Below are 17,537 nucleotides of genomic sequence, written 5' to 3'. Positions count from 1 at the left end.
GTCGGCCGTGGTCAGGACGCGGCGAGCGGCACCGTGATCTCCTTCAGCCAGGCGCGGCGGGCGAAGTCGCGGGCCTTGATGACGACGGCGCCGCGGCCCACCTCGACCTGGAGGCCCTGGTTGAAGGTTCCGCCGACGGAGACTTCGCCGCCCTTGCCGTCGTCCCGGTAACCGGTCTGGATCGCACCGGTGTTGACCACCGTGAATCCGCTGAGGTTCGCGGTTCCGGGGACGACGCGGCGCACCACCCAGTCGGAGAGTTCCAGGTCCCAGTGGGTGTGGCCGCAGAAGAGGAACACGTCGGGGTGGCGGCCGAGCAGGCCCAGCAGGCGGTCGGCCTGGAGGTAGTCGCTCGCGTAGAGCTTGTTGCGGGTGCCGGAGACCGTGTTGGGCAGGGGGTGGTGGGTGATCACCATGACCGGCCGGCGGCGGCGCGACCAGTACCACAGCCGGTTCTCCAGCCAGGCGAACTGCGCCTCGCTGATCCAGACCTCGTCCCAGAGCTTGGGGTCGTGGTAGTGCATGTACCGCTCGGTGCCGAGGGTCAGTACGGGGATGCCGCCGAAGGAGGTCTCCGCGTGGACGGTGTTGCGCCGGGCGAAGCGGTAGAAGCTGCGGAAGAGGGAGTCCTCGGTGGTGTCGTTGGGCCAGGTGCCCTGCGACAGGGTGCCGGGGTCGCGCCACTTCGGTACGTAGAACTCATGGTTTCCGATGGCCCAGGCGACGTCGCGCGGATGGGTGTGGCGCGCCAGTTCGGCGCCGACCTGCGCGTACTCGGCGTCGTAGCCGCGTGGGGTGATGTCGCCCGCGACGGCGAGGCCCGCGCTGCGCGGGTTGACGGCCGCCATGTCGTCCAGGGCCCGGCCGAAGTCGCTCAGGTCCCCTTGGATGTCGCTGATGACGTTGAACCGTACGGTGTCGTGGCCGGGCCACCGGCCGAGGGTGCCCGGCGCGGTGGCGTGGGCCTGCGGGGCGCCGGCGGCGACCGCCAGTGCGGCACCTCCACCGGCGGCGAGAAGGGATCTGCGGTCCATGTGCGGCTCCGTGTCCGTGAGGCGTGCGGCATGAGGCTGTGGCCATGCCGTTGGCGAAGATCACGGGGCTGGGTGCACTGCGGTGTACGCGCGGGGGTCGGGTGCGTGAGCACGGCATGAACAAGGGCGCGGCCCGCTTTGCGCCCTACGGGCCGTTCCCCGGGCCGCCCGCGCTCCGTTCCGGCTCCGCCGGATTCCGTACCGGCTCCCCCGCGCTCTTTGCCGAGCCTCTCACCGGTTCCGGAGCCGGAGCCAGCACCAGCGGCAGATACACGTCGTCGACGATCTCGACGACGGTCTCGTCCTCGACGGGTGCGCCGAACAGCAGGAACTCGTTGCGCAGCAGGTCGGTCGCGACGGTTGCCCGCCGGGAGCCGAGCACCCAGGGCTCCACCTCGCCGCGTTCGACGGCCCGCTGCAGGATGCCCCGGACGCCCATCGGCCCCACCGAGTGGATCCGTTCGCGGATCAGCCGGGCGAACTCGGGGTCGCGGGTCATCTCGCCGAGGAGGCCGCGCAGGATGCCGCCGATCGGCGTGGCCATCTTCGCCGACATCTGCCGCAGCAGGGCGATCACATCGCCGCGCAGTGTCCCGGTGTCGGGCACGTCCAGCTCGGAGAAGCCGCGGATCTTGCAGGCGTCCAGGACGAGTTCGGCGCGGCCGGTCCAGCGGCGGTAGAGGGCGGCCTTGCTCGTACGGGCGCGGGCCGCGACGCGTTCCATGGTCAGCGCGGCGTATCCCACCTCCGTCAGCTCCTCCAGCGCCGCGGTCAGGATCGCGTTCTCCAGCTCCTCGCCGCGGCGCCGGGGCCCTCTGCGGTGGTCGGCGGCCGATGGGGCGGTCCGGTCGGCGTGCGGTGACAGCGTGACTCCTTGAAGTATGCCGAGAGGACGTTGCGTTCTCTAAGTGGGCAGCTTAGCCTTTCAGTTAGAGAACTCACCGTTCCTTAAGCGAGTGTCAGAGACTTCGAGGGGACCGATGACCGAGACCTCCACCACCTTCCCGACCCAGGACGCCCCCGCCTTCCCCAGCGACCGTACCTGCCCGTACGGACTGCCCGAGACGTACGCCCGGTTACGCGACAGCCAGGACGCGCTGCGCCCCGTGACCCTTTTCGACGGCCGCACCGCCTGGGTCGTCACCAAGCACGAGGCCGCCCGCCGGCTGCTCGCCGACCCGCGCCTGTCCTCGAACCGCAACCGCCCCGGCTTCCCGCTCACCTCCCCGCGCCTGGACGGCCTGCGCGACCGCCGCCCCGCCTTCATCAGCATGGATCCGCCCGAGCACGGACCCCGGCGCCGGATGACGATCAGCGAGTTCACCGTCAAGCGCATCAAGGGCATGCGGCCGGACATCGAGCGGATCGTGCACGGCTTCCTCGACGAGATGCTCGCCGCGGGCCCGCCCGCCGACCTGGTCAGCCGGTTCGCGTTGCCGGTGCCCTCCATGGTGATCTGCCAACTGCTCGGCGTCCCCTACGCCGACCACGATTTCTTCCAGGACGCCAGCCGGCGCCTGGTGCAGTCGACGGACGCGGCGGAGGCGTCCGGCGCGCGCGACGACCTGGAACGCTACATGGACGGGCTGATCACCACCCTGGAGTCGGAGCCCGGGCCCGGTCTCCTCGGCGCCTTGGTCACCCGGCAGCTCGCGGACGGCGCCATCGACCGCGACGAGCTGATCTCGAACGCGCTGCTGCTGCTCGTCGCCGGTCATGAGACCACCGCCTCCATGACCTCCCTCAGCGTCATCACCCTGCTCGAACACCCCGAGCAGCACGCCGCCCTGCGCGCCGACCCGTCCCTGATCCCGGGCGCGGTCGAGGAACTGCTGCGCTACCTCGCCATCGCCGACATAGCGGGCGCCCGCTTCGCCACCGCCGACATCGAGATCGACGGACAGGTCATCCGGGCCGGTGAAGGCGTGATCGTCGTCCATTCCATCGCCAACCGCGACGCCGGCGTGTTCGAGAACCCGGACACCTTCGACATCCACCGCTCGGCCCGCCACCATCTCTCCTTCGGCTACGGCGTCCACCAGTGCCTCGGCCAGAACCTGGCCCGCCTGGAACTCGAAATCATCCTGACCGCGCTGTTCGAACGCATCCCCACGCTGCGGCTGGCGACACCGGTCGAGCGGTTGACCCTGCGGCCGGGCAGCACCATCCAAGGCGTCAACGAACTCCCCGTCACCTGGTGAGCGGGGCGAAGGGAGCGACCATGCACGTGACCGCCGACCGCGACGTCTGCGTCGGCGCCGGGATGTGCGCCCTGACCGCGCCCGGCGTCTTCGACCAGGACGACGACGGGCTCGTCACCGTCCTGACCTCCGGAATCGCGGAGGACAGCCGGGACGCCGTGCGCGAGGCCGGCATGCTGTGCCCCTCCGGAGCCCTGCGGGTCACGGAGTAGGACGGTACGGAAGGCGCCCGCGAGCCGGGGCCGCGGCCGTACGCGACGATCCCGCACGGACACCGCGTACGGGCGCGGCCCCGGCCTGTGGCGTGGCTACCGAGACGATCCCGCAGAAGACGGCGCGGCGGCGGCTCCGCCGGCAAGGGGACGCCCTGAGACGACGCCGCGGTCCGGTCAGATCGGCACGGTGCCGGCACGGCGGGCGCTCCACCACGCCAGGCAGGCCCATGCCAGCCCGGCGAGGACCGCCACCGCGACGCCCAGGGTCAGCAGGGTCCGGAACCCGCGGCCGCCCCGGTCACGTACGGCGGCGCGGGTCGAACTCCAGGCCGCGAGGGTGAGCGCGGGAACGCCGAGCGCCATCAACGGCAGTTCCACGTACAGCAGGCTCCACTCCCGCTCCCCCTCGAACCCTCCGCCGAGTCCGGGGCGTGCGCCGTGCAGCCACACGCCGAAGCCTACGCAAACGCCCAGGAGAGCCAGCAGGCAGCCGAGGCTTGCACCGGCCGGATCTGCCCGTTGGCGCCGGTCGCCGTTCATGTCCGGTTCCTGCTCGTGGTCCGCCTTTTTGCCCTGCCCACTGTCATGTCCTTCATCGACGCCGTGCGAGTGATCATGGTTCCCGCCGGGGCCTCCCGCACGCCGTCGTTCACACCGGGCGGGTGTCCCTGATCAGCTCCCAGGTGTCCACGGCGAAGTCGAGGGTCATGCCGTGCCGCTCGTACAGCGCGAGTGCGCCACTGCTGTTGTCGGTGTCGACGCCGAGGCCGATGCGGTGGCGGCCGAGCGCCGCGTAGTGGCCGAAGGCGTGGCGCAGGAGGTGGCTGCCGAGGCCGTTGCCGCGGGCCTCGCTCAGTACGCCGAGGGAGTTGATCCAGGCCATCGAGGCGCGGGCGTTGTGGCTGCGCAGCGCGGCGGCGTCGCCGAGGCCGCGTACGTGGGCGATCCATATCAGCGACCAGTCGGCACGCTCGGCGTCGATGTCGCCCAGCCACTGCTCGTACGTCCGCGGCTGGAAGTCGAAGTGGTCGGCGAAGGACGCCTGGAGCAGCGCGTGGGCGCGCCGGCGGTCGGATTCGGCCCGGCAGGAGCGCAGCGTCACGCCGGGCCGCGGCGCCGGAAGCCGGTCGGCGGCGGACAGGGGGCGGTGCAGCACGTGGTAGCGACGCACCGTACGCCAGCCCCGTGCGCGCAGCGCGTGCAAGTCCATGGTCGGGGTGGTGTTGAGGTGGAGGTGTATCACCGCGCGCGAGGCGCCGTTGGCGGCCGCGCGTTCCGCGGCCCGCGCCTCCATCAGGTCGTACAGGTACAGGGCGCCGGGCAGCCGGCCGGGCAGGGTGTAGTGGTCCATGTCGATCCGCTCACCGCCGGACTCGTCCCAGAGCAGGCCGTACGCGATCAGCCGGTCCCCGTCGAACAACAGCCAGGAGTCGTTCTCCAGGTCCGCCTCGGGATGCTTCAGCTCCGCCTGCACTTCGGTCAGGTCGGTGTCGGCACGTCCGATCTCCCATCCGTCGATCTCGTTGAGCAGCGCGCACACCGCCGTCGCGTCGTCGAGCGTCGCCGGTCGCACGGTCAGGCCGGGCGGCGGGTTGCGAGGTGCGGTCGCGGTCATGCGACCACTGTCCGGGGGCCGGGTTCGGGCCGCAACTGACTTTCTTCGTACGGGAGTTGCCCATACGCGCTACGGGAGCGGCCGGCCACTGGTCGTCACCCTGCGCCGTGCACGCTTGTCCTATAAGCACGCGGCAGGGAAAGGTGAGGCCATGACATCATCGCGATCGATCCCTTCTCGCCGCGCAGTCCTGGGGATGGCCGCGGCGCTTGTGCCGTTGGCCGGATGTGCGAAGGAGAAGGCACCCGAAGCCGCACCGCCCAGCGGTTCGCCCTCCCCCACGCCCCTCTCGGCTTCCCCCGGAAGCGACCGCCACCAGCGCTTGAGCGCGCTGGAGCGGAAGTACGGCGCGCGGCTCGGGGTGTACGCCCTCGCCACCGGTACGGGCGCCACGGTCACCCACCGGGCGGACGAACGGTTCGCATTCTGCTCGACGTTCAAGGGAATGGCGGCAGCGGCGGTTCTGCACCGCCGTCCGTTGTCGCACATGGACACGGTCGTTACGTACACCGAAGCCGATTTGATGAAGCACTCCCCCGTCACGGGAAAACATGTGGCCACGGGAATGACGCTTCGCCAGTTGTGTGACGCGGCCGTCCGCTTCAGCGACGGTACGGCGGGAAATCTATTGTTACGCGAGATCGGAGGTCCCGGAGCGCTCACGGCATTCGTCCGTGGCCTCGGCGACACGGTCACCCGGATGGACCGGATCGAGCCGGCGATCACGGAAGCCACCCCGGGGGATCCGCGCGATACGTCATCTCCCCGGGCGTTCGGTACGGATTACCAGAAGGTCGTGCTGGGGAACGTCCTGGCGGCCGACCGGCGCGCCTTCCTCCGCGACCTCCTGGAACGCAACGCCACCAGCGCCCAGCGCATCCGGGCCGCTGTTCCACGAGGCTGGACCGTTGCCAACAAGACCGGCACCGGTGACTACGGGACGCTCAACGACATCGCCGTCGTGTGGCCCGCCAAGTCCGCGTCGCCGCTGCTCATTTCCATCATGTCGAGCAAATCAACCAAGGATGCCGCATACGATCAGGCGCTCATCGCCGAGGCGGCCAAGTACGTGCTGGATACGCTCGGCTAGCTGTGGAAACGGGTCGTCTCGGCCAGTCCGGCACGGTGGACGGTGATGTTGTTGACGGGCGCGGTGGTGTCCGTGAAACCGAAGGAGACACCGAACAGTATCTTTCTGTCGCCGACGATGCCGAGTGATTCCCGGATGGTGTCGGCGTAGAAGCTCAGGAGCCCTTGGGGGCAACTGGCGATACCGTACGCGGTCAGGGCCAGCAGGAGCGTCTGCCCGTACATACCGACGTCGGCGGCCATGCGTTCTTCCGCGTTCGGCGGAAGGAACAGCAGCGCCACGTGCGGCGCGCCGTAGAAGTTCAGGCTTTCGGCGTTGAATGCCTCGCGCCGCTCGTGGTCGTCACGGCCGATGCCGAGCGCGCCGTACATTGCGGCTCCCGCCTCTCGGCGCCGCTGTGCGTACGTACCGGTGTAGAGGTCGTCGCGGTACGGGAAGTCCAGCGACATGCGCTGGTCGGCGTGCGCGGCGACCAGGTCCTTGCCCAGGCGGTCCCTGGCCGCTCCGCTGACCACTTCCACGTGCCAGGGCTGGGTGTTGGAGTTGGAGGGAGCCGCGCCGGCCAGGGAGAAGACGGCCCGGAGGGTGTCTTCCGGCACGGGGTCCGGCTTGAACGCACGGGTCGCGCGCCGGCCGCGTATCAGTTGCTCGGCGTAGTCGGGGAGGTCAGCGGCAGTGGTGGCAGGCATGGCTGTCTCGATTCGCGGAGAACGGAGAAAGGGCAGGAAAGGATAGGCAGGGCTATCGCTCCAGGCAGGAGTCGATGAGGCGGTCCGCCGCTTCCTTCAGCGCGGTCGCGGATTTCTCCGCCTCGTAGATCTGGGTGGTGACGCTGGCGCCCTCGACCAGCATTTGCAGCATGTAGGCCAGGGTGCGGTGGTCGCGTACGGAAAGGTGGGAGACCAGCTCGGCCAGCAGTTCCAGGTATTCGGCCTTGAGCTCGCCGACGGCCACACGCACCGGATGGTCACGGTCGGGGAACTCGACGGACGCGTTCACCAGCGCGCAGCCCCGGTATCCGGGCGCGCTGATCTGCTCGGCTATTTCGGCGATGACGTGACGGAGCTGCCCCAGCGGGTCGTCCGGGCAGGCGGCGCGCGCGGTTTCCAGCCAGACGCGTGGAGGGGCCGCCTTCGCTTTCACATAGGCCAGCGCGAGGCCGTCCTTGGACTCGAAGTTGCGGTAGATGCTCGGTTTCCCGACGCCCGATCGCTCCGCGATCTCGGCCACACCCGCCGAGCGAATGCCTTCCCGGTAGAAGAGATCGCACGCGGTCTCCCACACGCGCTGCCCGGCCGGCGAGTGCCGCGGTGGTCCGTCCGCCATCAGAACTCCTCGAAGTGGTCGCCGCGTTGCCGCCGTGACGGGAATCGGAGACGGCACCGCACACACGCGTACCGATCGGTACGCATGCGACAGTACCGATCGGTACGCAGGGCGTCAAACCCCTGGAACGACGCCGGAAGCGGCGGTGAGCCGGGTGAGGTCCACGGAGTCCGCGCCCTGGTTCGGTGCGGGAATGAAGAGGCAGGCAGCGGCCACGGCTGCCAGTACGGCAGCGAGGCAGACCGTTCCCGTACGGCTCCGAGCCCAGCGGGCCTTGAAACGTATGGGGTCCTCCACCAGGATCTTGGACAGGAATCCGGCCGCGAGGGAAATGGGGACCAGGAGCGCCGTACGTCCCCAGCCGCCGAATCCCAGGGTTTCTTCGGAGAGCAGCAGATAGACCGGCCAGTGCCAGAGATAGAGGCTGTAGGAGATGCCGCCCAGCCATCGCAGGGGCCGGCTGCCCAGGAGACGGCCGACCGGACCGGCCGGGGCGTGCGCGAGAAGGGCGATGAGGAGGGCGGCGGCCAGGGCGTGGAGGAAGAGGCCGCCCTGGAAGAGGAAGGGTGAACCGGGGCCATCGGTGAGGAACCAGTACGCGCCGAGGGTGCACACCAGGACGGCGCAGAGGCCGCCGGCCAGACGACCGGGCACCCTGGCCAGCAGGCGGCGAGCCGGGGCGGTGGCCATCAGCGCGCCCAGCAGCAGCGAGAAGGCGCGGGTGTCGGTGCCCTCGTACACGCGCGTGGTGTCCGGACCATGCGCGAGCGCGATCATGACCGTAAGGGAGAGGGCGGCACCGACGGCGGCGATCACGGGCACGAGACGGCGTGCGGCCCGCCCCCGTGCCAGGACGGCGACCACCACCGGCCACACCACGTAGAACTGCCACTCGACGCCGATGCTCCACAGGTGGCTGAAGACGCGGGTGTCGGCGTCGTTCCAGTAACCGACCTGCTCGCTGATGAAGTGCCAGTTCGTCGCCTGAAGCGCGGCCCACGGGCCGTCCTCCAGGGCGAAGCCGAGCAGGTACGGCGGCCCCGCGGCCGCTGCGAGGAACAGCGTTCCGGCGATCATCACCGTCAGTGCGGGCAGCAGACGACGCGCCCGGCGTTCCCAGAAGGCGGCGAGGTCGATGCTGCCGTGGCGGTCCGCGGCTTCCTTGAGCAGCAGGCCGGTGATCAGGAAGCCGGACAGCACGAAGAACAGGTCGACGCCGAGGAAGCCGCCACCGAAGTGTCCGGCGTGGAAGAACAGGACGCCGAGGACGGCCAGGCCGCGCAGGCCGTCCAGCGGTGCGATGTGCCGGGCCGTCGCGCGCGGGCGGCGGCGGTGGGAGGGCGGCGTAGCCGTGGTTGTGATCGTCGGCATGTACAGGTCCTTGGGGCAACAGGGCAGCGGGGAGAGTGGGAGACGGCGGCCGAGGGCACTGCTCCGGCGCGGGAGCAGCACCCTCGACGCGTTGGCGGGCGATGTGGCCCGCTCACCGCCGTCGCTTCCGGCGCGCCTCCGTGGGTACGGACGCGGCACCCGGGCGACGGCGTACGGGCGTCAGCCGCACTTGAGCTGGCCGTAGACCTTGGAACCGGTCCAGGTGCCCTTGGCCCACTTCTCCGGGGCCGCGGGGGTGAAGGAGTAGTGCCGGCTCAGCTGGCCCCCGAACCAGTTGGCGAACGCCGCCGCGCCCTGCTGGCAGGTGTGGATGCCGTCCTGGCTGCGCTGGGCCTTGGCCGCGGCGCTGTCGGTGCCCCACAGGCCGGCGGCATCGAAGAAGCGGACCTGGCCCGCGTTCTTGGCCGCGGCGTCCTGGGCCGCCTTCGGCGCGGACTTGATGGCGGCCTCGTGGCTCTTGTAGAAGTCGTCGATCTTGAAGGGCGGTGCGGAGACGATGACGAGTTCGGCGCCGGCGTCCTTCGCGGCCTTGGCGAGGCGCTCGTACGAGCCGGCCTGCTGGGCGGCGGTGCCCCAGTCGTACGTGGTGACCTGGTAGGCGATGACGTCCGGGTGGAAGGTTTCGACCGCCTTGGCCAGTTGCTTGTAGGTGTCGTCGGCGAACTGGGCGGTGGGGCCTTCGCCCTTGACGACCGTACCGCCGCCCGCCGAGGCAATGGACTTGAATTCCGCGCCGCCCGCCTTGACCGCGGCTTCGAGGGCGGGCGCTTCGGCCTCGGCGATCGAGTCGCCCATCCAGAGCAGCTTCGAGAGCGGCTTTCCGCCGTTCTTTCCCGCGGGCGGGGCGGAGGCGGCGGAGCCGGCGTTGTCGCCGTTGCCGGACGCCGAGTTGCCGCAGCCGGTGAGGGCTGCGAGGGACACGCCCACGACCAGGAGGGCTCCGGCGGCCAGAGCGGGGTGCCCGCGCCGACCGGGGCGGCGCCGGGGAGCGGCGGGGGCGGGGAACTGCTGCTGCGAGGAGGACGGACTGTCCGCGATGTGCTTGCTGTGCATGGTTTCGAGACAAGCACGGTGCACGAGCCGTGCGGGGGCCTGTCATTATCCGGTCACATACCGAGGAAAACTCCGTCATACGGCGGTCACGAGGTGGCGGAATCCGGCTCGGAAGGCCTGCCCGGAGCGCGCTGGGCCCGCCGTCCGGTACGGGTCATTCCGCCACGTCGGAGAACCTCCGCGCGAGGTCACGATGCCAGTCTGCCGCCAGCTCTCCCTCGGCGGGGCTGACGACCGATCCGGGCATCCGGCTCAGGCGCTCGACCTCCTCCGCGAGGCGCAGGTGCTCGCGGTGCGCGTGCTCACGGCAGGCGAGGCACGTGACACGGTCCGGGCGCGGCGAGGTCATCACATACGCCACCCGCAGCCCGCATCCGGTGGTGACCCGGCTCGGCAGATCGCCGGCCAGACCGAACGTGGCCGCCAGCATCGTGCGGGCGGCGGCATCGCCATGGGCTACCTTCTCTTTGACGTGGATGTGCGGATCGTCCCCGGCCACGGTTACCCCCCGGTGTCCTCCGAGTGATGCGCCTGCGTCAGATCGCCCCCAGCGCCTGCATCATGCCGAGTCCGTCCGAGACGACCCAGTATTCGACGAAACGGCCGTCGGCGGCACGGAAGATGTCCTGGCCCGCGAAGGAGACGCGGGTGCCGGGTTCGGCGGTGGCACCGGGGATGCCGCCACGGTACGCACCGTGGAAGGTCCAGTGCGCGGCCACCAGGCCGTCGCCGATGACCGGGCCGACGTCGAGGGTGTTGCGGATGTCGGTGAAGTACTCGTGCGACCGGCGGATCTGGTCGGCCGCCCCCTTCGGCCCGTGCACGTCCATGGTGGGCCAGTGGCCCACGAAGTCGGGGGTCAGGATCTCCTCGGCCACGGCGAAATCGCCGTGCCACAGGTCGAAGAGCCAGCGGCGGTAGAGCGATTCGATGACGTTCATACCGCCATTTTGTGTACGCGTACGCAACGGGTCAACCACCAGCGGCCGGGCGCGCCGCACAACGGTGCGGCAGCGTCGCCGTCAGCGCGGCCACCAGCGTGCCGAGATCGTCCGCGAGGTGGTTGCGGCGGTCCGGGGACAGCCAGTACGGGCGCAGCGCGGCCACCGTGGGGTACCGGTCGGCGTCGGCCCCGGCAGGCACACTGACCTGGTACGGGGAGCGGCCCTCGGGGCGCGCGGCGTGCTGGGCGAGGTCGCCGAGGAGGAAATTCCAGACGATCCGGTTGGCCGTGGCCGCCTCCTCCAGCGACAGGCCGCAGGCCTGCCAGGCGACGTAGATCTCCTCCAGCAGCCACAGGACCGAGGGCGTCATCAGGTCGCCGCGGCCCAGTACGTCCACGACCCAGGGCCGGGCCGCCAGCTCGTCGCGCTGCCAGGTCAGCAGCGCCAGGAGGCGGGCCCGGGGCTCGTCGGGCAGGGCGGGCCGGGGCAGGTCGGTCACGATGCGGTCCAGCAGCAGTACCAGGAGCTCGTCCTTGTCCCGTACGTGCCGGTAGATGCTCATCGGGGAACTGCCCAGCGCCTCGGCGACCCGGCGCATGGTCAGCGCCGCGCTGCCTTCCCTGGTGACGATGCCGAGGGCTGCTTCGATGATCCGGTCCCGGGAGAGGCGGGCCGGCCGTCCCCGGCGCGCCGGCCCCCGCCCGGCTGCCGCGCCCCGTTCCGTATCCGCTGTGCTGTGGTCACTCACGGGAGCAGTCTGGCATCGGGGGACGGCGGGGCCGGTTCGCGAGGGGCGGCCTGCGGGGCGGAGGCGGACGGCGTACACGGTGGGGGCCGCGGGCCGGTCCTCCTGGCCCGCAGGCCGCCTCCCCTGCCCGAGCGGCGATCAGGCCCCCACGGATTCGCCGGCCTGGCGTTCCGCCGCGCGCTGGGCCAGTTCGGTCCAGTTGTCCGAGCAGGCGCGGGCCAGCTCGGCGACGGTGCTCCGGCAGTCCGCTGGAATGTCCGCCGTGATCCTCTCCCACTCCTGCGGGCTGACCATGTGGATGCCGAGCAGTCGCAGCAGGGTGCGGCCGGTGGCGCTGTACCGCAGCGCCGGGTCGCCCTTGAGTCGCTGCACGGTGCTGCTCCGGTCCGCCACGGGCGGCCGTACGGGTGCCACCGCACCGGCAGCCCCCCGGCGCCGCCCGGCGGGCCTTCCGGGACCCCGGTGTCCGCCGCGTTGGCCGCGCGGGCCGCTGCGCCGTCCCGTCAGCAGGGGTTCCTCGCCACGGCGGATGCGGTTGCGTACGTCGCGCGCGGTTTCCGGGGAGATGCCCGTCGCCCGGGCGATCTGACGGAGCGAGAGGTCGGGGTTCTCGGCAATGAGGTCACCGGCCAGCTTGCGGCCCTCGGCGCCGTCGAGCGGCCGGAACCGGCCGTCCTGGCCGACGCGTCCGCGCTCCGGCGTCGCACCGCCCGGCATCTTCCGGCGGACCTTGGCCACCGTCGCCGGGGCCAGGCCGACGATGCCGGCGATCATCCGGTTGGACCAGGTGGGGTGCGAGGCGACGATGCGCTCGGCCGCGTGCTTGCGGTCCGCCTTGGTCAGTGGCAGACCGTGGGCACTGTTGGACTCGACGGCGAGGACGAAGGCGTCCGCGTCGTCGCCGTCGAAGAACCGCGCCTCGATGGTCTCCTGGCCGCGCCGCCGGGCCGCGCGCAGCCGGTGCATACCGTCGATGACCCGCAGCGTGTCCCGGTGGACGAGGATGGGCGGCAGCGGTCCGTCGGCCACGGTCAGCAATTCGATGTGTTCCGCGCTCTCCCCCGCGATTCTCGGCGAATCGCTCACCGACAGGGCACTGATTTCCACCTCGACGACCGTGTGCGGGTCGACCTGCGACTGCCCGGGTTCCAATGCGTCCTCCTAGGCTCGCGTTCGCCGTCGGCTGCCCTTGTTCCGGAATACCGGACGGCTCACGGCCCGCCTCCGGCTAGCTTTTCGGGGAGGGCCGACGGCGGCGGACGGTGTTTCGCCTTGCGTCTGCGGACAACGGAGCAGCGGAGGAAAGCAATCGCGCGGCACGGCGCAGCCATGTCGTGTCCGGTCCCCCGCTTCGGCACCGTCCGGCGCGGCGGGCCGGAAACCGGCGGCCCGTCCCCAAGCCGATGGCCCGCCGCCGCGCCGCCACGGCCGGTCGTCGCCGGTCGGCCGTGGGTGCCCGGTGACTCCGGCCGGCGCGAGTGCGTTTTCCGCACCGTGCGCGCCTGGCTCGAAGTCGCCGTCGTGCTGCTGATGCTGAGGCGGTGGGCCGGGCCCGGGAAGGGGGCTGTTGTCCAGGACTTGTCCAGCACTTGTCCGGCCTGCTCAGCCCGGGGACGGGCCTCGGCTCCGGACAATCCCGGAAGGATTGTCCGGTAGGAATTCCCCTTGAGAATTGTGTGAGCGTGCGCGGGAAGACAGCGGCCGCGGAGAACGGTTACGGAAGTAGGCCCGAGCGGCGGGCCGTTGCGCGGGGCGACAGGTCGGTCCCGCGCATTGGCCGGCCTTCCCCCGTCAACCGCGCGCGCCGAACACCTGCGTCCAGGTCGGCCCACCGGAACCCTCGTGGGTGCCGATGCCGATTTCCTTGAAATCGCAGTTGAGGATGTTCGCCCGGTGGCCGGGGCTGTTCATCCAGCTGTTCATCACCTCGGCGGCGGACCGCTGTCCCCGGGCGATGTTCTCGCCGTACGTACTCCACTGGTATCCGGCGGCCTTGATCCGGTCGCCCGGGTCCTTGCCGTCCGGGTTGGTGTGGTCGAAGTAATTGCGCGCGTCCATGTCCTGCGAATGGCGCCCGGCCGCGGTGTCGAGTTGGCTGTTGCCCCGTACGGGCGCGCAGCCCTGTTTGGCGCGTTCGGTATTGACCAGGGCGGTGACCTGTTGCGCGAACGGCGACTGGCCGCTCGCGGAACCGGCGGCCGGGGCGGGCGCGGCGGAGGACGGGCGCGGGGCCGGGGTGGCCGCTTCCGAGGGCTCCCGCTTCTTGCGGGGCGAGTGCGGCTCCTTGGAGTGGGAGGCCGAAGCGGACGGGGTGGGCGTCGGGCTGTGGCTCTTCTTGGAGGGCGACGGGCTCGCGGCGGGGCTGCGCGGCGGCTGTGCGGCCAGCGGCGCCGACTCGGGCTCCGTGGCGGCGCGGGAGATGCCGGGGTCCTCGTCCGGGCCGGAGGTGATCAGCGGGAGGGCGCCACCCACGGTGGCGAGGGCGGCGGCGGCCACGGCTGCCGCGGTGACGGCGCGCCGGCGGCGGACGCGGCGGCTCTCGCGCAGCGCGTCACGGAGCTGGGCGCGTCCGCCGGTCGCGGTGGCGCCGCCCGCCGAGGGGGTCGCCGTACTGCCGCCTGCCGCCGTGGACATGGCGGGCTGGGTGGTGGCGCCCGCGAGTACCGGAGACTCCAGGGTGTCCGGCGCGAGCGCGGCGGCCAACGGCACCAGCGCCAGGCCGACGAGCAGCCGGTCCGCGGGCACCAGCCCGGAGGAGAGGGCGGAACAGACCGTGCACTCGCGCGCGTGCCGCGCGATGCGCTTGCGCCACAGCGCGGAGGGCACGCCGTCCCACTGCTCGACGACCGTCTCCAGCAGCACGCACCGCGGGTTCGCGGACAGTGCGCGCACCACCACGCGGGATGCTTCGAGCTGGGACTTCATGCGCTGGACGCGTACGGCGGTGTGCTGGGGCGTCAGTTCCATGGCGGTGGCGACCTCGGCGCGGGTCAGTTCGCCGGCCGCCTCCAGCCACCACAGGGACAGCAGCGCCCGGTCGGCCTCGTCCAGCCAGCGGGTGGCCTCGGCGACTTCCCGGCGCTGCCCGGACAGGCCGAGGCGGACGATGGTCAGCCCGACGAAGTCGGCGCGGGGGTCGGCGACGTCGTACGCGGCGTCCAGGCCGCCGTCCACGGGTGCGGCCTGCTCCTGGCGCCAGTGCGCGCGTATCTGGTTCATCGTGATGGCGACCAGCCAGGACCGGAAACTGCCCGGATCACGCAGTTCCCCGAGGCTGGCGAGGGCCCGGAGCATCGTCTCCTGCGCCACGTCGTCCACGTCCGCGTGGCCGTGCAGCGCGCGCCCCACGATGTTGTACACCAAGGGCATGGACTCGGTGACGAGCCGGTCCCTGGCCTGCCCGTCCCCCGCCTGCGCGGCGGCAATCACCGCAGGGTCGAGTTCGCTGCTCACGCTGTGTCCACTCTCTTTCGACTCGGGCCTGTTGCGTCCCACACTCAGGAGATGCTGCGACGACCGGGCGGATAACAGAAATCGAGCAGCCGTCCGCGGAAATCGTACGGATCAGCGATGCGGCGGGAGTGGCAGATGAGCCGCACGGGCCGCGCGAGGCGGCGGATGTTGCCCGTACCAAGCCTGTGACCAGGGACGCAGCGGTGAAGCCGGAGGCGGGGCCCCTTCTTTCACCGGCGGAACATCAGCGCACCACCGGCGAGAATTTCCCGCGCGGCGCGCATCCTTCGGCGTGCCTCCCGCGTCTCACGAGCGAGCCACTTCCTCATGTGGGCGCACTACAGGTATATTTGGAGATTTTGCATTGAAAACTGGCATTAAGGGCGTGCGTCGCCTGTCCGCGACGGCCGTCACCGCCGCGGGAGCCGTCCTGCTGGCCGGAGCGTTCGCCGCTCCGGCACAGGCCGAGACCCCCGGGGCCGCCACGCTGAGAGCCGCGGCGAGCAAGGCCGCCCAGCAGGCCGCGGCGAAGGCCGGGACGCCCCAGGCGCCCACAATCGCCGCGGCGGGCGGGTTCGTGATGAACAACGCCACCGGCAAGGCCGCGTTCACCAAGGCGGCGGACTCCCGTCGTTCCATGGGGTCCACGACCAAGATCATGACCGCGCAGGTGGTGCTGTCGCAGCGCAACCTCAACCTGGACACCCAGGTCACGGTCGACAAGGCGTACAGCGACTACATCGTCTCCAAGACGGCCTCGTCGGCCGGTCTGATCGTCGGGGACAAGGTCACCGTCCGCCAGCTGCTGTACGGGCTGATGCTCCCGTCCGGCTGCGACGCGGCGTACGCGCTCGCCGACAAGTTCGGCAGCGGGTCCACGCGGGCGGCGCGGGTGCAGTCGTTCATCGGCCAGATGAACACCGCGGCCAAGAACCTCGGCCTGAAGAACACGCACTTCGACTCGTTCGACGGCATCGGCAACGGCGCGAACTACTCGACGCCGCGCGACCTGACGACGCTGGCCTCCAACGCGCTGAAGAACGCCACGTTCCGCACCGTCGTGGGGACCAAGTCGACCAAGCAGAAGGTCACCACGAAGAACGGCGGCTACCGCTACATGTCGTGGACCAACACCAACAACCTGCTGGGCAGCTACACCGGCACCATCGGCGTCAAGACCGGTTCGGGCCCGGAGGCCAAGTACTGCCTGGTCTTCGCCGCCACCCGGAACGGCAAGACGGTCATCGGTACGGTCCTGGCCTCCACCTCGGTGGCCAACCGCACCGCCGACGCGAAGAAGCTGCTGGACTACGGCTTCGCGAAGTAGCGGACGACAGGGGCCTGCCCGTGGCATCCGGCCACGGGCAGGCCCCTGTTGCTGCCGCGGGGCGCCGGCACGCGGGCCCTCCTCCTGCCGCCCGGCCGGGAGGTTACGGCTGTCGAGTGCCGAATCGGGGTGCAGAAGTCTTCAGGTCGAAACGGTGGAATACCGCATTCCCCGGGCCACCGTGGGTCTCTAGCGTCGTAGTCATGACCCATTCCCTGCGAACCCTGACGCCGCTGCCCCTGTCACTGCGCCGCCGCGGACTGCTGGTGTTCCTCGGCGTGGCCTACCTGGGCATGTGGGTGGCCATGACGCCCCTCCTGGCCACCGGCTTCCAGCGGGAGAGCGCCCGCTCGGGCATGGGAACGCTGGAGCAGGTCTGCGTCTCGGCCGCGATGTTCGCGCCGGCCCTCGCCGCGCTCCTCGTGGTCAGGTACGTGGAGCCGGCCGGCCGGATACGGGACGTCCTCGCCCTGCGGCCGTCACGGTCCTGGGCCCATGTCGCGCGCTCGTGCGGGGTGGCCCTCGTGGTCCCCGCCCTCTTGACCGTCGCCGCGCTCGTCATCGGCGCCACCACGGGGCACTACCCGTTCCATGTCCCCTGGAGCGGGCTCGGCGCCTGGGCGATCGGCCTCCTGCTCAAGATGCTGGTGTCGCTGCCGCTGTTCCTCGGCGAGGAACTGGGCTGGCAGGGCTACCTCTTCCCGCGTCTCGCCGGGCGCGGCAAGGGCGCGCGCCTGGTGTGGGCGTACGCGGGCACCGGCGCCGCCTTCGCGCTGTGGCACCTGCCCACGCTCCTGATGGGCGGGCAGTACCCCGGCCACCACTGGTACGTCTCCGTGTTCGCGATAGTCGTCAGCTGTGTCCTCATCCTGCCGGTCTTCACCTGGCTGCGTCTGCGGTCCGGGTCGGTGGTGCCGGCGGTCGTCGGCCACACCTTCGTCAGCACGGCGAGCGTGGGCATGGTCAAGGAGTTCGCCGCGCCGAACGCTCCGGTGGACCCGCTGCACATGGGGATGACCGGCTGGCCCGGCTGGATAGCCACCGGCGCGTTCGTCGCGTTCCTCGCGCTGACGGGACGGCTGCGGCCGTCGGCGTACGCGTAGGGACGGGGTGGCGTGGAGGTGGGGTGGGGGTGGGCC

18 protein-coding genes are annotated in these 17,537 nt (G+C 71.1%); 5 read left to right on the top strand and 13 right to left on the bottom strand.

The genetic code is table 11. From position 1 onward, the window contains the following. Nucleotides 1-11: 11 nt before the first annotated feature. Both IH45_RS0103870 and IH45_RS01000000143115 read right to left on the bottom strand, forming a co-directional pair. Nucleotides 12-1,034 carry a DUF4073 domain-containing protein gene (locus IH45_RS0103870; protein WP_030661288.1) on the bottom strand — a complete coding sequence of 341 codons (1,023 nt, stop codon included), beginning with the start codon at nt 1,032-1,034 and terminating at the stop codon, nt 12-14. A 145-nt stretch (nt 1,035-1,179) separates the two neighbouring features. Next, nucleotides 1,180-1,824 carry a TetR/AcrR family transcriptional regulator gene (locus IH45_RS01000000143115; protein WP_267885124.1) on the bottom strand — a complete coding sequence of 215 codons (645 nt, stop codon included), beginning with the start codon at nt 1,822-1,824 and terminating at the stop codon, nt 1,180-1,182. A gap of 190 nt (nt 1,825-2,014) precedes the next feature. Here IH45_RS01000000143115 and IH45_RS0103860 point away from each other — a divergent pair, with 190 nt between their 5' ends. Further along, nucleotides 2,015-3,235 (top strand): cytochrome P450, encoded by a 1,221-nt coding sequence (locus IH45_RS0103860; protein WP_030661284.1) that lies wholly within the window; start codon nt 2,015-2,017, stop codon nt 3,233-3,235. 20 nt (nt 3,236-3,255) lie between these two features. Beyond that, entirely contained in the window at nt 3,256-3,447 is a 192-nt protein-coding gene (locus tag IH45_RS0103855) for a ferredoxin (RefSeq protein ID WP_030661283.1), read from the top strand. 177 nt (nt 3,448-3,624) lie between these two features. Here the strand turns inward: IH45_RS0103855 and IH45_RS1000000145000 are convergent, their stop codons facing one another. Then, entirely contained in the window at nt 3,625-3,990 is a 366-nt protein-coding gene (locus IH45_RS1000000145000; protein WP_050514506.1) for a hypothetical protein, read from the bottom strand. A 109-nt stretch (nt 3,991-4,099) separates the two neighbouring features. Beyond that, nucleotides 4,100-5,065: a GNAT family N-acetyltransferase gene (locus IH45_RS0103845; protein ID WP_030661273.1), complete on the bottom strand. Its 966-nt coding sequence runs from the start codon at nt 5,063-5,065 to the stop codon at nt 4,100-4,102. Nucleotides 5,066-5,216: 151 nt separating this feature from the next. Here IH45_RS0103845 and bla point away from each other — a divergent pair, with 151 nt between their 5' ends. After that, complete coding sequence (bla, locus tag IH45_RS0103840) at nt 5,217-6,155, top strand: class A beta-lactamase (RefSeq protein WP_030661271.1); 939 nt, start codon at nt 5,217-5,219, stop codon at nt 6,153-6,155. Here the strand turns inward: bla and IH45_RS0103835 are convergent. The 9 genes from IH45_RS0103835 to IH45_RS0103795 form a co-directional block, all read right to left on the bottom strand. Next, nucleotides 6,152-6,844 carry a nitroreductase gene (locus IH45_RS0103835; protein WP_030661269.1) on the bottom strand — a complete coding sequence of 231 codons (693 nt, stop codon included), beginning with the start codon at nt 6,842-6,844 and terminating at the stop codon, nt 6,152-6,154. The genes bla and IH45_RS0103835 overlap by 4 nt on opposite strands. A gap of 52 nt (nt 6,845-6,896) precedes the next feature. Further along, nucleotides 6,897-7,481, bottom strand: a complete 585-nt coding sequence (locus tag IH45_RS0103830; RefSeq protein ID WP_030661267.1) for a TetR/AcrR family transcriptional regulator — start codon at nt 7,479-7,481, stop codon at nt 6,897-6,899. A gap of 114 nt (nt 7,482-7,595) precedes the next feature. Beyond that, complete coding sequence (locus tag IH45_RS0103825; RefSeq protein ID WP_030661265.1) at nt 7,596-8,852, bottom strand: acyltransferase family protein; 1,257 nt, start codon at nt 8,850-8,852, stop codon at nt 7,596-7,598. A 180-nt stretch (nt 8,853-9,032) separates the two neighbouring features. After that, complete coding sequence (locus IH45_RS0103820; RefSeq protein WP_050514505.1) at nt 9,033-9,926, bottom strand: SGNH hydrolase domain-containing protein; 894 nt, start codon at nt 9,924-9,926, stop codon at nt 9,033-9,035. Nucleotides 9,927-10,080: 154 nt separating this feature from the next. Next, complete coding sequence (locus IH45_RS0103815) at nt 10,081-10,425, bottom strand: hypothetical protein (RefSeq protein ID WP_030661261.1); 345 nt, start codon at nt 10,423-10,425, stop codon at nt 10,081-10,083. A gap of 37 nt (nt 10,426-10,462) precedes the next feature. After that, nucleotides 10,463-10,867 (bottom strand): ester cyclase, encoded by a 405-nt coding sequence (locus IH45_RS0103810; protein ID WP_030661259.1) that lies wholly within the window; start codon nt 10,865-10,867, stop codon nt 10,463-10,465. 31 nt (nt 10,868-10,898) lie between these two features. Further along, nucleotides 10,899-11,618 (bottom strand): TetR/AcrR family transcriptional regulator, encoded by a 720-nt coding sequence (locus IH45_RS0103805; RefSeq protein WP_030661257.1) that lies wholly within the window; start codon nt 11,616-11,618, stop codon nt 10,899-10,901. 138 nt (nt 11,619-11,756) lie between these two features. Further along, complete coding sequence (locus IH45_RS0103800) at nt 11,757-12,770, bottom strand: ParB and winged helix-turn-helix domain-containing protein (RefSeq protein ID WP_030661255.1); 1,014 nt, start codon at nt 12,768-12,770, stop codon at nt 11,757-11,759. Nucleotides 12,771-13,409: 639 nt separating this feature from the next. Continuing rightward, the gene (locus IH45_RS0103795) at nt 13,410-15,071 is read right to left on the bottom strand and encodes a sigma-70 family RNA polymerase sigma factor (RefSeq protein ID WP_030661253.1); all 1,662 of its coding nucleotides are present in this window, start codon (nt 15,069-15,071) and stop codon (nt 13,410-13,412) included. 364 nt (nt 15,072-15,435) lie between these two features. Here IH45_RS0103795 and IH45_RS0103790 point away from each other — a divergent pair, with 364 nt between their 5' ends. Both IH45_RS0103790 and IH45_RS0103785 read left to right on the top strand, forming a co-directional pair. After that, on the top strand, nt 15,436-16,398 hold the full coding sequence (locus IH45_RS0103790) for a D-alanyl-D-alanine carboxypeptidase family protein (RefSeq protein WP_030661252.1): 963 nt from the start codon (nt 15,436-15,438) through the stop codon (nt 16,396-16,398). A 203-nt stretch (nt 16,399-16,601) separates the two neighbouring features. Continuing rightward, nucleotides 16,602-17,501 carry a CPBP family intramembrane glutamic endopeptidase gene (locus IH45_RS0103785; RefSeq protein WP_234440414.1) on the top strand — a complete coding sequence of 300 codons (900 nt, stop codon included), beginning with the start codon at nt 16,602-16,604 and terminating at the stop codon, nt 17,499-17,501. The last annotated feature ends 36 nt before the right edge of the window (nt 17,502-17,537 follow it).

The sequence above is a fragment of the Streptomyces rimosus subsp. rimosus genome (genome assembly GCF_000720725.1).
Lineage (GTDB): Bacteria > Actinomycetota > Actinomycetes > Streptomycetales > Streptomycetaceae > Streptomyces > Streptomyces rimosus_A.
Note: the sequence above shows the minus strand (reverse complement) of the source record. Positions and strands in the feature narration are given on the sequence as shown.